Source organism: Rhodoferax sp. P1_F3 (assembly GCF_056405715.1).
Genome location: NZ_JBFUBO010000009.1, coordinates 68,835 through 81,276, shown reverse-complemented (window position 1 = coordinate 81,276; position 12,442 = coordinate 68,835). Strand labels below are relative to the sequence as shown.

Below are 12,442 nucleotides of genomic sequence, written 5' to 3'. Positions count from 1 at the left end.
ATGACTACTTTTCATTTCATTTCGCTGCTCTCATAATCCGCTGATTGGAATCATCTATGTTGACCTGGGACGAAGAAGTCAAGCCCACACCGCCGAGCAACTTTGCGCGCAACCCGTCTGAACAGCTGTCGGTTGCGCAGGCAGCAGTCACCCCTGCTTCCGTCCCCACTCCAGCGGCCGTGGCGGCCGTCATGCAGACCGGGACCCCACGCCGCATCCGCGCCGATGACAAGCGCATCATCAACGGCCAGACCGATGTGAACCAACTGGTTCCCTTCAAATACAAATGGGCCTGGGAAAAATACTTGGCCAGTTGCGCCAACCACTGGATGCCGCAAGAAGTCAACATGACGCGCGACATCGCTCTGTGGAAAGACCCTAACGGCCTGACCGAAGACGAACGCCGTATCGTCAAGCGCAACCTCGGCTTCTTTGTGACCGCCGACTCGCTGGCTGCCAACAACATCGTGCTGGGCACCTACCGCCACATCACAGCACCCGAATGCCGCCAGTTCCTGCTGCGCCAGGCCTTTGAAGAGGCCATCCACACCCACGCTTACCAGTACATCGTGGAATCACTGGGCCTGGACGAGAGCGAGATCTTCAACGCCTACAACGAAGTCCAGTCAATTCGCGACAAGGACGAGTTCCTGATTCCGTTCATCGCGGCCATCATGGATCCGAACTTCCACACGGGCACGGCCGAGACCGACCAGACGCTGCTCAAGTCGCTCATCGTGTTTGCCTGCCTGATGGAAGGCTTGTTCTTCTACGTGGGCTTCACGCAGATCTTGGCCTTGGGTCGCCAGAACAAAATGACGGGCGCTGCCGAGCAGTACCAGTACATCCTGCGCGACGAGTCCATGCACTGCAACTTTGGCATCGACCTGATCAATCAGCTCAAGCTGGAAAACCCCCACCTGTGGACGCCCGAGTTCAAGGCGGAGATCAAGGCCCTGTTCGAGAAAGCCGTGGAACTGGAATATCGCTACGCCGAAGACACCATGCCACGCGGCGTGCTAGGCATGAACGCATCGATGTTCAAAGGCTATTTGCGCTACATCGCCAACCGCCGTGCCACCCAGATTGGTTTGGAGCCCTTGTTCCCGAACGAGGAAAACCCGTTCCCCTGGATGAGCGAAATGATTGACTTGAAGAAGGAACGCAACTTCTTCGAAACCCGCGTGATCGAGTACCAATCGGGCGGCGCCCTGTCTTGGGATTGAAACGCTAACTATGTTTTCTAGAACTTCACGCCTCCAGCATCGCAGCACAGACTGCGGACTGGGTGCGTGTCACCGCGTTCATGTTGCTGGGACTGCGCCCAACAATATGAATCGCTTCTTGCACCCAACTGGCAAGAAGTGCTCTTTGTAAATTGATCAAGGAGAAAATCATGGCAACTGCAAAAAAACCGGCCGCAAAAAAGGCCGCTCCCGCGAAGAAAGCTGCACCCGCTAAGAAAGTAGCAGCAAAGAAGGCAGCTCCTGCTAAGAAAGCCGCTCCCGCTAAAAAGGTAGCAGCAAAGAAGGCAGCTCCTGCTAAGAAAGCCGCTCCCGCCAAAAAGGTAGCAGCGAAGAAGGCAGCTCCTGCTAAGAAAGCCGCTCCCGCCAAAAAGGTAGCAGCGAAGAAGGCAGCTCCTGCCAAGAAAGCCGCTCCCGCCAAAAAGGTAGCAGCGAAGAAGGCAGCTCCTGCCAAGAAAGCAGCAGCGAAAAAGGCTCCAGCAAAGAAAGCCGCTGTTGCCAAGAAGCCTGCAGCGAAGAAGCCCGTAGCCAAAAAAGCAGCGAAGAAGCCCGCTGCGAAGAAAGCCGCGAAAGCACCCGCTGCCAAAGCTGCCCCTGCGGCCCCTGCTGCGCAAACTACGCTGAATCCGCAAGCGGCCTGGCCGTTTCCGACTTCCAGCAAGCCCTGAGCGTTTACGCGATAGGCTCCAAAGCCCGACACCGCAAGGTCTCGGGCTTTTTTACGTCTGGCCTTCGGCCTAGATCTTCAGGGGTAGAACGCCAGCAGGCGATAACCAGAAATGCGCTCGGTGCTGCCACTGGTTTTCACGCTGATGGGCAATGATGCAGATACTTCAGCTCCCGCCTCCAGCGTGTCCTTTTTGAAACCCAGCTCAGAAGGCTGCAGCACGCGCCTAATCACGGCCTGGTCCTGCATGTCCGTCAAGGTGAGCTCCAGTGAAGGCATGGCCAGCGAGGTGGCTGCGGTGCTCTTGAGCGCAAAGTTCAGACGATATACATCCGAACGCACCTTGGTGAACGCCGAGCTGTCGATCACCACCGCGTCGATCTGACGCAACGGCATCACCTGACAAGCCATCCACTCGCACAAGGCCACCAGCGCGTCGCGGCTGGCGGGTTCGGTAGCCACAATGCGGTCACGTTCGTGCACCACCACCTGCAACCCTAGGGCGCCGACCAGCAATACGCTTAGCAGCAACAACCCAACGCGCACACTGGTGCGCTGCCAGACGCTGGTACGACCTGCATGGCGCATGAAGGACAACTTGGGAGCGTCCGTAATGTCTACCGTTTTGACACCGGCCTGCACATAGCGCGGCTCGGTTTGGTCTGAACTTTTGGAAGAGGGCTTCACCTCCACGGTTTGTGCTGAGGCCTTGTCATGCGCAAACTCACCAGGGCGATGGTCCAGCAGCGAATCAACGGCGGGGGACATAGCGTCAAAGTCAATGGATTCGACCTCGCCTTCGCGCATCACTTCCGACATCTCGCGCACCACCGAGTCAAATGACTCAGATACTGGAGGGGCGTCGCCAGACGAGGGAGGAGCCTCCTGAGAAGCAAAACGCAATGAGGAAGCCCAGTCCTGATCGGCCTCTACGGCCTCGCTGGTCGCTTCCGCCATGGCCGAGCTAACAGAAGGCTCTTCCGCAGGAGGGGCCTCAGCAGCGACCTCCACATCTTTGACCATATTGGCATTCGCGTCGAACACCTCATCGCACTGGCCACAGCGCACCCAACCGTCCGAAATGCGCAACTGGTCTGGCACGACCTTGAACATCGTGGCGCAGGCTGGGCATTGGGTAATCAGGCTCATCGCGTCACATTGTAGGGCCCGCACCCTCCCGTTTTAGAGCGTGGCGGTCATCAAAATCCAGCCATCTTCGTGGTCTGCCACAGACAGCTTGCAGTACGGCGCATAGGCAGCCTTCAACTCGTCTTCCTGGCGCGCCAAAATACCGGCCAACACCAGGTGCCCGCCGGGCTGCACATGCGAACACAACAGCGGGGCCAACACTTTCAGTGGCGTAGCCAGGATGTTGGCCAGCACCAGGTCATGGACGCCCGTGGCCAGCTCCGGCAAACCGGCCTGCAGGCGCACGTTGTTGGCTTCGGCGTTCAAATCCGTAGACTGCACCGCCGCATCATCAATGTCCACCGCCACCACCTGTTGCGCGCCAAACTTGGCGGTGCCGATGGCCAAAATGCCGGAGCCACACCCGTAGTCCAGCACGCGGGCTTGACCTGGATGCTTGGCAATCCAGCGCAAGCACATACGAGTAGTGGGGTGGGTACCCGTGCCAAACGCAAGGCCGGGATCCAAACGGATGACCTGTTTGGCCTGCTCGGGCGGCTCGTGCCAGGTGGGGACAATCCAGAACTCAGGGGTAATCTCGACAGGGGCGAATTGCGACTGGGTCAACCGCACCCAATCCTGGTCCGCTACCGCGGCAACGCCCAACACCTGGCAACCGTCAAAAAAGTCCTGTGCCAGCAGCAGCCGTGCGGCATCGTCGGCCAGCGCCTGATCGGCAAACAGCGCGATCACACGGGAACGCTGCCAACCATCTTTGGGGGGCGGCATGCCGGGCTCGCCAAATAGGGCCTGCTCAGCATCCGTCTGGGCGTCCGCGTCTTCCACGCTCACGCTCAAGGCGTCCAAGGCGTCCAGCGCATCGCTCAGGCTTTCGACCCGATCTTCGGGACACATCAAACGCAATTCAAACATGCCAACCCTTAGCGTTTGTGCTGTTCCAGCCAGTGTTCCAGGTAGTGGATGTTGGTACCACCATCCATGAACTTGGCATCCACCATCAACTCGCGGTGCAGCGGGATATTGGTGTTGATACCTTCCACCACGGTCTCGGCCAGGGCCGTGCGCATGCGGGCCATGGCCTGCTCGCGGGTGTCGCCGTGCACAATGATTTTGCCCACCATGGAGTCGTAGTTGGGCGGCACAAAGTAGTTGGTGTAGACATGCGAGTCCACCCGCACGCCGGGGCCACCGGGTGCGTGCCACATGGTCACTCGGCCTGGAGAAGGCGTGAACTTGTAGGGGTCTTCGGCGTTTACACGGCACTCAATCGCGTGCCCGCGGACTTCGATCTGGCGCTGGGTAAACGGCAGCTTTTCGCCGGCGGCCACCATGATCTGGGTCTTGACGATGTCAATGCCCGTCACCATCTCGGTCACCGGATGCTCCACCTGCACGCGGGTGTTCATCTCAATGAAGTAAAACTCGCCGTCCTCGTACAGGAATTCGAATGTGCCGGCGCCGCGGTAGCCGATCTTCTTGCAGGCAGCAACGCAGCGCTCACCAATGCGTTCGATCAGTTTGCGGTTGATACCGGGCGCGGGGGATTCTTCCAGCACCTTCTGGTGGCGACGTTGCATGGAACAATCGCGCTCGCCCAGGTAGACCGCATTCTTGTGCTTGTCCGCCAGGATCTGGATTTCAATGTGGCGCGGGTTCTGGAGAAACTTCTCCATATAGACCGCCGGGTTGCCAAACGCAGCACCGGCTTCGGCCTTGGTCATGGCCACGGCATTCACCAGGGCGGCCTCGGTGTGGACCACGCGCATACCGCGACCACCGCCGCCACCGGCGGCCTTGATGATCACGGGGTAGCCCACGGCCTTGGCCATGCGGCGGATTTGCACGGGATCGTCGGGCAGCTCGCCCTCCGAGCCTGGCACGCAAGGCACGCCAGCACGGATCATGGCCTGCTTGGCCGATACCTTGTCACCCATGATGCGGATGGACTCGGGCGTGGGACCAATGAACTGGAAGCCGCTTTTTTCCACGCGCTCAGCGAAGTCTGCGTTTTCGCTCAAAAAGCCATAGCCGGGGTGGATCGCCTCAGCATCCGTCACCTCGGCGGCCGAGATGATGGCCGGCATATTGAGGTAGCTCTGTGCGGAAGGTGCGGGCCCAATGCATACGGCTTCTTCGGCCAGCTTGACGTACTTGGCTTCGCGGTCCGCCTCGGAATAGACCATGACGGCCTTGATCCCCAGCTCGCGGCACGCGCGCTGGATCCGCAAGGCAATCTCGCCACGGTTGGCGACCAGGATTTTCTTGAACATGGATGCGTGTGCTTATTCGATGATGAACAAAGGCTGGCCGTATTCGACCGCTTGCCCGTTGTCACACAGGAGTTGGGTCACGGTGCCAGACTTGTCGGCTTCGATCTCGTTGAGGATCTTCATCGCCTCAATAATGCAAATGGTCTCGCCCTGCTTGATGCTGTCGCCCACTTCCACAAAGGGTTTGGCACCTGGGGAAGACGAACGGTAGAACGTGCCCACCATGGGCGATTTGACGGCGTGGCCAGCAGGTGCGGCTTCGACCACCGGCGCGGCGACCGCAGCGGCTGGCGCCGCWGGGGCTTGGGCGGGAGGGGCTGCATAGACGGGTGCGGCGGCATAGCCCTGCACCATGGCGCCACCGCCCTTGACAATACGAACTTTGCCCTCGGCCTCGGTGATTTCCAGTTCCGACACATTGGAATCGGACACCAAGTCGATCAGGGTCTTGAGTTTGCGTAAATCCATGGAATCTCCAACAACCGATATTTGCGAAGCGGCGAATTTACCGCAAAAATACCGGCATTTGCTGATAATTTTTACTATCTCTGCGCAAAAACAGCGATTTTTGCCTACCAAACTGATAGGCCAGGGCATTGAAACAAGCCTGCGCAGGCAGGCCCAACCTAGGCTGAGCCCTCTATTTTAACCCAGCCCATGCGGCCAGATCTTCGGGCAGCAGGCGACCCATCTTGCGCTGGATGACCGTGCCGTCCGACGCCACGGCCACCGAGAACGGCAGGCCACCGGTCAGGTTGCCCAACTCACGCCCCAGCTCCGTACCCGCCAAACCGGCCAGTGCAATGGGGAACTCCAGGGGCATGGTTTGGAGAAATTTTTGCACCGGCTCCCTTTTGTCGATGGCCAATCCCAGCACTTGCCAGCCGTTGCCCTTGTTTTCGCGGTAGAAGCGATTGATGAGCGGCAGCTCATCCACACAGGGCGGGCACCACGTGGCCCAGAAATTCACCAGCAGCGGGCGCCCCTTGAACGCAGCCAGAGACACCACTTTACCGTCCGGGGCCTCCCAGTGGTGGGCCCAAAAACCCGGCACCGGCTCTGCCGCGACCGCTGCGGGTCCCGCGGATTGCCTCCAAACGGCCACGCCAATCCCCGCCAGCGCAGCCCCCACCGCCACGCTGCCCAGCAGCGTGCGCCGCGAAACCGGTTCGGGCTCGGGAGAAGTGGGCAGTGGCTCAGTCATGGGCTACATCATGCAACAAGCGCTGCAGGGCCGCCGCATCACCTCGCGGACGCCGCCCGCGCGCATCGGGCTGCAACGCGCCCCGCACATCGTCCAAGTCGTACACCAGCAAATGCACGCCCACTTGCTCGTTCAGCGGGCGACACAGCGCATGCACACTGAGCGCATCCACCATCTCGCCATGCAGGCCGGGCACGGAGCGGGCCTCAAAACGCACGCCACCGTCAATCAGGGCGATTTCTGCGGACTTGGGGTCATCGCAAAATAACTGCAGATAAATGTCAGACCGCCGCGTGGCCGTGCCATGCCAAACCGCCCCGCTGACATGGGGACGGAATGGGGCCAGTCGGTCCATCCACTCTAGCGCCAACATACGCAGGGCCTGCAGCTCCTGAGGTTGGGTGTCTGCACAAAACAGGGCGATGTACTCCTGCACCGCGACTTCCAACTGGTCGTTGTCGGGCAAGGCCGCACGCGCCGACACGCCCAATTGCTTGACCGCACGCCGTTTGGCGGGGCCGTACTCCAGGCCCTCTTCCACCACCATGCGGGCAGCGGTCGCAGCGATTTCTTCTTTCAAGTCGTCCATGGCGCCATTGTGCCGCGCCCCCTGCAACCTTGAAGCGGCACCGGGAATGCTCCAGTTTTGATAGCTGTTTGCGCAGATTACACGGGGGCTAGAGGCCTAAAAGGCTTCAGAATTTGGGCTATGCAGGGCACGTAAAATAAGCCCATGCATATTCATATTCTTGGCATTTGTGGCACTTTCATGGGCGGTCTGGCCGCCCTGGCCCGCGAGGCCGGCCACCGTGTCACCGGTTGCGACGCAGGCGTCTACCCCCCCATGAGCGACCAGCTGCGCGCCCTGGACATTGAATTGATCGAAGGCTTTGGCGCCGACCAGATGGCGCTCCAACCCGACATGTTCGTCATCGGCAACGTGGTGAGCCGCGCGCACCTGGCGGACGGCACGCCGAAGTTCCCTTTGATGGAAGCGATTCTGGACGCCGGCGCCCCCTACACCAGCGGCCCCCAGTGGCTGGCCGAGCACGTACTGCAGGGCCGCCACGTGCTGGCCGTGGCCGGCACCCATGGCAAAACCACCACCACCGCCATGCTGAGCTGGATTCTGGAAAGCGCTGGCCTGCAACCCGGCTTCCTGGTCGGCGGCGTACCTATGAACTTCGGTATCTCCGCACGCTTAGGCGGTTGGGCGGCAGAGCGTTCTGCGCAGGTCAAGGAGGAGCCCGCAAAGCGGGCGGGGGACACGAAGCAGAACGCTCTGCCGCCCAACCGCCCCCCCGGAGCAGCGTATTTCGTGATTGAGGCAGACGAATACGACACCGCCTTCTTCGACAAACGCAGCAAGTTTGTGCACTACCGCCCGCGCACCGCGGTGCTCAACAACCTCGAATTCGACCACGCCGACATCTTTGATAACTTGGCCGCCATTGAGCGCCAGTTCCACCATCTAGTGCGTACCGTGCCCAGCACCGGGCGCGTGGTGGTGAACGGGCTGGAAGAAAGCCTGACCCGCGTGCTGCACCAGGGCTGCTGGAGCGAAGTGCGCAGCTTTGGCGCCGCAGTCAGCGACTTCACCGCCGTGGGCGAACCGCATGACTTTGCCGTGCACTACCAAGGCCAACCGGTGGCCCAGGTGCAATGGGCCCTGGGCGGCGTGCACAACCAGCTCAACGCGCTGGCCGCCATTGCCGCGGCCGAGCATGTGGGCGTGAGCCCTGCCGTGGCTGCCAAGGCGCTGGCTAGCTTTGAGAACGTGAAACGCCGCATGGAAGTGCGCGGCCAGGTAACGCTGGCCGCCGGCGGCGAGCCCGTCACCGTGTACGACGACTTCGCCCACCACCCCACCGCCATCCACACCACCGTCAACGGCCTGCGCCGCAAAGTGGGCGCCGCCCGCATCCTGGCGGTGTTTGAGCCGCGCTCCAACACTATGAAGCTGGGTGCCATGAAAGCCCAGTTGCCCTGGAGCCTGGAAGAAACCGACCTGGCGTTTTGCCACAGCGGTGGCCTGGGGTGGGACGCAGCGGAAGCGCTGGCCCCCATGGGCGCGCGCGCAGCAGTGTCAGACTCCGTGGACGATCTGGCCCGCCAGGTAGTGGGGCAGGCGCGTGCCGGCGACCACATTCTGTGCATGAGCAATGGGGGCTTTGGCGGCATCCACGCCAAACTGCTCACATTGCTGCAAGCCGCCTGATCCCGCGCTTATTTCAGTGCGCGGCGGGCCTTTACGGCCGCTGACAGCACGTCCAACGATTCGATCGAATCGTCCCAACCCAGGCAGGCATCGGTGATGCTCTTGCCGTATTCCAGCTTGCTGGAGTCGTCCTTGCCAGGGCTGAACTTCTGGGCGCCTGCATTCAGGTGGCTTTCCACCATCACGCCGAACACGCTCTTCGATCCACCGCGGATCTGGCCGGCGATGTCCTTGGCCACGTCCAGCTGTTTCTCGTGTTGCTTGCTGCTGTTGGCATGGCTGCAGTCCACCATCAGGGTCTGGGGCAGCTTGGCCTTGGCCAGGTCGGCACAGGCGGCGGCCACATTGGCGGCGTCGTAGTTAGGCGTCTTGCCGCCGCGCAGGATGACGTGGCAGTCCGGGTTGCCATTGGTTTGCACAATCGCCACCTGGCCGTTTTTGTGAACCGACAAGAAGTGGTGACCACCTGCAGCAGCCTGGATTGCGTCGGTAGCGATTTTGATATTGCCGTCGGTGCCGTTCTTGAAGCCAATGGGGGCGGAGATGCCGGAGGCCAGCTCGCGGTGCACCTGGCTCTCGGTAGTGCGTGCGCCAATCGCGCCCCAGGAGATCAGGTCGCCCAGGTACTGGGGAGAAATCACGTCCAGGAACTCGCTGCCCGCGGGCAGGCCCAGGCGGTTGATCTCGATCAGCAGCTGGCGTGCAATGCGCAGGCCTTCGTCGATGCGAAAGCTCTCGTCCAGGTAGGGGTCATTGATCAGGCCCTTCCAGCCCACGGTGGTGCGGGGCTTTTCGAAGTACACACGCATCACGATTTCTAGCGTGTCCTTGTACTTCTCGCGCTCGACCTTCAGGCGGCGCGCGTAGTCCAGGGCGGCCACCGGGTCGTGGATGGAGCAGGGCCCGATGATGACCAGCAGGCGGTCGTCTTTGCCGGCCATGATGTTCTGGATGGCACCGCGGGTGTCGGTGATCAGGGTCTCCACCGGCGTACCGCGGATGGGGAAGAAGCGGATGAGGTGCTCAGGAGGTGGCAACACGGTGATGTCCTTGATGCGTTCGTCGTCGGTCTTGCTGGTGCGGTCGGCGGGGTGGGATTGGCCGTACCAGTCACCGGTAGCCGTGGCTTTTGCGTTCATGGGTCGCTCCTGAGGTCAAAGTTAAAGAGAAAAAGGCATAAAAAAACCGCCGGGGGTGCCGGCGGTTTTTTGGAAGATTCAGGACGTTTCTTTTGGGTACGTTCAGATCTCTCGACCGCCGGATGTGCGTGAGAACCAAAAAAAGAAACGTGCGGAATGCATGGGGCTCAATGTAGCACAGGTTTCTGACACGGCCCGGACAGCCCGTTTCAGGCGGTGCCGCCCACGGTCAGGCCGTCGATGCGCAAGGTGGGCTGGCCCACACCCACGGGCACGCTCTGGCCTTCCTTGCCGCAGGTGCCCACGCCGCTGTCGAGCTTCATGTCGTTGCCGATCATGGAGACGCGCTTCAGGCAGTCCGGGCCGCTGCCCACCAGCGTGGCGCCCTTGACGGGGTACTGGATCTTGCCGTTCTCCACCCAGTAGGCTTCGGACGCCGAGAACACGAACTTGCCGCTGGTGATGTCGACCTGGCCGCCCCCGAAGTTGACCGCGTACAGGCCCTTCTTGATGCTCTTGACGATTTCTTCAGGCTCTTTGTCGCCGCCCAGCATGTAGGTGTTGGTCATGCGTGGCATGGGCACATGGGCGTAACTTTCACGTCGGCCATTGCCCGTGGGTGCCACGCCCATCAGGCGGGCGTTCATGCTGTCCTGGATGTAGCCCTTCAAGATGCCGTCTTCGATCAGCACATTGCGCTGGCTGGCATTGCCCTCGTCATCCACATTGAGCGAACCGCGGCGGTCGGCAATGGTGCCGTCGTCGAGCACGGTCACGCCCTTGGCGGCCACGCGTTGGCCAATGCGGCCGCTGAAAGCACTGCTGCCTTTGCGGTTGAAGTCGCCTTCCAGCCCGTGGCCAATGGCCTCGTGCAGCAGGATGCCAGGCCAGCCGGAACCCAGCACCACGGTCATCTCGCCGGCCGGTGCGGGGCGTGCGTCCAGGTTGGTCAGCGCCGCGTGCACGGCCTGGTTCACATACTCTTCAATCTGCGCATCGGTGAAGTAGGCCAGGCCAAAACGGCCGCCGCCGCCGCTGGAGCCGACTTCGCGCCGGCCCTTTTGCTCGGCAATCACGGTCACGCTCAGGCGCACCAGCGGGCGCACATCGGCGGCAATGGTGCCGTCGGCGCGCGCCACCATCACCACGTCGTACTCGCTGGCGAGGCCAGCCATCACCTGGATGACGCGCGGGTCTTTGGCACGGGCCAGTTTTTCTACCTTGCCCAGCAGCTCCACCTTGGTGGTGCTGTCCAGCGTGGAGATCGGGTCCACACCGGGGTACAGCTTGCGGCTGCCGGCAATCTTGGTACTCGGCGTTTTGGTCCGCTTGGATTGGGCCGCGCTGGAGATGGTGCGCACGGTGCGCGCCGCGTCCAGCAGGGACGCCTCGGAAATGTCGTCGGAGTAGGCGAAGGCGGTTTTCTCGCCGCTCACCGCACGCACGCCCACGCCCTGGTCGATGCTGAAGGAGCCAGTCTTCACAATGCCCTCTTCCAGGCTCCAGCCCTCGGATCGGGTGTACTGGAAGTACAGGTCCGCCTCGTCCACCTGGTGCGCCTTGATTTCGTTCAAGGCTTTGGTGAGATGGCTCTCATCCAGCCCAAACGGGGTCAGCAGCAGGGACTTGGCCGTGGCCAGGCGTTCGATGGTGGGTTCGCGAGAGATCATGGGGCCATTTTAGGCCGCTGCAGAAACTCCAGCAGGGCCGCGTCATCCAGCCCTTCCAGCCCTGCGGCTACTGCGGCGGCAAACACCGCGCTGGCATGGGCGCCCAGCGGGCCGGCAAAACCGGCGTGCGCCGCGGCCTCCTGCGCCAGACGCGTGTCTTTGGCCAAGAGCGTCATATGGGCGCGCGGCGCCAAATCGCCCGCAATGGCGCGGCGCATGCGGTCGCTGCCAATCCAGCTCTGGCCGCTGGACTGCTCGACCACATCCAGGGTGCGGTTCAGGTCCAGACCCATACGGCCGGCCAGCGCCATGACTTCGGCAGCGCCCACCAGGTTGATGCCCGCCAGCAGATTGTTGACCAGCTTGGTGCGCGCACCGTCGCCCACGCGCTGGCTGATGCGAAACACCTTGCCCGAGAGCGCGTCCAGCAGCGGCTGGCAGCGCTCCACCACGGCATCCTCGCCCGCCACCATCAGGCTCATGCGGCCGTCCCGCGCCCGCGCCGGGCCGCCGGACATGGGCGCATCGATGGTGGCAATGCCGCGCTCGGCCAGTTGGGCGGCAACTTCTTCCACATCTTGCGGCGCAATGGTGGGGCACAGCAGCACGACATGGCCGACGGGCAGGTGCGGCGCCAGGCCCTGGGGGCCGAAGAGCACGTCGCGGGTCTGTGCGGCGTCCACCACGCAGACGATGGTTGCTATTGATTTAGTAGCTGCTTGCGCAATATCGACGGGGGCTAGAGCCCCGAAAGGCACTAAACCTTGGGTCTTCGAGGCGTCAATGTCATGCACCCACGGCGCCCAACCCAGGCTGCACAGGCGCTGCGCCATCGCCCCGCCCATATTGCCGACACCCACTATTCCAACGCTGAAGGCCAT

General features: G+C 61.9%; 12 protein-coding genes. 3 read left to right on the top strand and 9 right to left on the bottom strand.

All coding sequences use genetic code 11. The features are described from left to right. Positions 1-56 precede the first annotated feature (56 nt). Both AC1DZ5_RS15520 and AC1DZ5_RS15515 read left to right on the top strand, forming a co-directional pair. The gene (locus tag AC1DZ5_RS15520; protein ID WP_477890605.1) at positions 57-1,226 is read left to right on the top strand and encodes a ribonucleotide-diphosphate reductase subunit beta; all 1,170 of its coding nucleotides are present in this window, start codon (positions 57-59) and stop codon (positions 1,224-1,226) included. Between the two features lie 170 nt (positions 1,227-1,396). Then, positions 1,397-1,912: a histone H1-like DNA-binding protein gene (locus AC1DZ5_RS15515; protein ID WP_310340298.1), complete on the top strand. Its 516-nt coding sequence runs from the start codon at positions 1,397-1,399 to the stop codon at positions 1,910-1,912. 77 nt (positions 1,913-1,989) lie between these two features. Here the strand turns inward: AC1DZ5_RS15515 and AC1DZ5_RS15510 are convergent, their stop codons facing one another. The 6 genes from AC1DZ5_RS15510 to AC1DZ5_RS15485 all read right to left on the bottom strand — a co-directional run bounded on the left by AC1DZ5_RS15510 (position 1,990) and on the right by AC1DZ5_RS15485 (position 7,123). After that, positions 1,990-3,060, bottom strand: coding sequence for a zinc-ribbon and DUF3426 domain-containing protein (locus AC1DZ5_RS15510; RefSeq protein WP_477890603.1), 1,071 nt, complete (start codon positions 3,058-3,060; stop codon positions 1,990-1,992). A gap of 33 nt (positions 3,061-3,093) precedes the next feature. After that, positions 3,094-3,972, bottom strand: a complete 879-nt coding sequence (prmA, locus tag AC1DZ5_RS15505) for a 50S ribosomal protein L11 methyltransferase (RefSeq protein WP_477890601.1) — start codon at positions 3,970-3,972, stop codon at positions 3,094-3,096. Positions 3,973-3,980: 8 nt separating this feature from the next. Then, positions 3,981-5,330, bottom strand: coding sequence for an acetyl-CoA carboxylase biotin carboxylase subunit (gene accC, locus AC1DZ5_RS15500; RefSeq protein WP_477890599.1), 1,350 nt, complete (start codon positions 5,328-5,330; stop codon positions 3,981-3,983). A gap of 12 nt (positions 5,331-5,342) precedes the next feature. Further along, positions 5,343-5,798, bottom strand: a complete 456-nt coding sequence (accB, locus tag AC1DZ5_RS15495; protein WP_477890597.1) for an acetyl-CoA carboxylase biotin carboxyl carrier protein — start codon at positions 5,796-5,798, stop codon at positions 5,343-5,345. Between the two features lie 172 nt (positions 5,799-5,970). Beyond that, positions 5,971-6,534, bottom strand: coding sequence for a TlpA disulfide reductase family protein (locus tag AC1DZ5_RS15490; protein ID WP_477890595.1), 564 nt, complete (start codon positions 6,532-6,534; stop codon positions 5,971-5,973). Further along, the gene (locus AC1DZ5_RS15485) at positions 6,527-7,123 is read right to left on the bottom strand and encodes a hypothetical protein (protein WP_477890593.1); all 597 of its coding nucleotides are present in this window, start codon (positions 7,121-7,123) and stop codon (positions 6,527-6,529) included. Before AC1DZ5_RS15485 ends, AC1DZ5_RS15490 begins: the two co-directional genes overlap by 8 nt. Positions 7,124-7,267: 144 nt before the next feature. On the opposite strand from AC1DZ5_RS15485, the gene mpl reads away from it, so the two are divergent. Continuing rightward, complete coding sequence (mpl, locus tag AC1DZ5_RS15480) at positions 7,268-8,752, top strand: UDP-N-acetylmuramate:L-alanyl-gamma-D-glutamyl-meso-diaminopimelate ligase (RefSeq protein ID WP_477890591.1); 1,485 nt, start codon at positions 7,268-7,270, stop codon at positions 8,750-8,752. Between the two features lie 8 nt (positions 8,753-8,760). On the opposite strand, the gene AC1DZ5_RS15475 is transcribed toward mpl, so the two are convergent. From AC1DZ5_RS15475 to AC1DZ5_RS15465, 3 genes are all read right to left on the bottom strand, one after another. Continuing rightward, on the bottom strand, positions 8,761-9,891 hold the full coding sequence (locus AC1DZ5_RS15475) for a 3-deoxy-7-phosphoheptulonate synthase (RefSeq protein ID WP_477890589.1): 1,131 nt from the start codon (positions 9,889-9,891) through the stop codon (positions 8,761-8,763). A gap of 209 nt (positions 9,892-10,100) precedes the next feature. Then, entirely contained in the window at positions 10,101-11,561 is a 1,461-nt protein-coding gene (tldD, locus tag AC1DZ5_RS15470; RefSeq protein ID WP_477890587.1) for a metalloprotease TldD, read from the bottom strand. Further along, on the bottom strand, positions 11,558-12,442 hold the full coding sequence (locus AC1DZ5_RS15465; RefSeq protein ID WP_477890585.1) for an NAD(P)-dependent oxidoreductase: 885 nt from the start codon (positions 12,440-12,442) through the stop codon (positions 11,558-11,560). The genes tldD and AC1DZ5_RS15465 overlap by 4 nt, the downstream gene beginning before the upstream one ends.

Bases quoted from the DNA above. Each gene is read 5' to 3' on its own strand.
- AC1DZ5_RS15520 (WP_477890605.1), top strand. From the start codon at position 57: ATGTTGACCTGGGACGAAGAAGTCAAGCCCACACCGCCGAGCAACTTT.
- AC1DZ5_RS15515 (WP_310340298.1), top strand. From the start codon at position 1,397: ATGGCAACTGCAAAAAAACCGGCCGCAAAAAAGGCCGCTCCCGCGAAG.
- AC1DZ5_RS15510 (WP_477890603.1), bottom strand. From the start codon at position 3,060: ATGAGCCTGATTACCCAATGCCCAGCCTGCGCCACGATGTTCAAGGTC.
- prmA (WP_477890601.1), bottom strand. From the start codon at position 3,972: ATGTTTGAATTGCGTTTGATGTGTCCCGAAGATCGGGTCGAAAGCCTG.
- accC (WP_477890599.1), bottom strand. From the start codon at position 5,330: ATGTTCAAGAAAATCCTGGTCGCCAACCGTGGCGAGATTGCCTTGCGG.
- AC1DZ5_RS15490 (WP_477890595.1), bottom strand. From the start codon at position 6,534: ATGACTGAGCCACTGCCCACTTCTCCCGAGCCCGAACCGGTTTCGCGG.
- AC1DZ5_RS15485 (WP_477890593.1), bottom strand. From the start codon at position 7,123: ATGGACGACTTGAAAGAAGAAATCGCTGCGACCGCTGCCCGCATGGTG.
- mpl (WP_477890591.1), top strand. From the start codon at position 7,268: ATGCATATTCATATTCTTGGCATTTGTGGCACTTTCATGGGCGGTCTG.
- AC1DZ5_RS15475 (WP_477890589.1), bottom strand. From the start codon at position 9,891: ATGAACGCAAAAGCCACGGCTACCGGTGACTGGTACGGCCAATCCCAC.
- tldD (WP_477890587.1), bottom strand. From the start codon at position 11,561: ATGATCTCTCGCGAACCCACCATCGAACGCCTGGCCACGGCCAAGTCC.
- AC1DZ5_RS15465 (WP_477890585.1), bottom strand. From the start codon at position 12,442: ATGGCCTTCAGCGTTGGAATAGTGGGTGTCGGCAATATGGGCGGGGCG.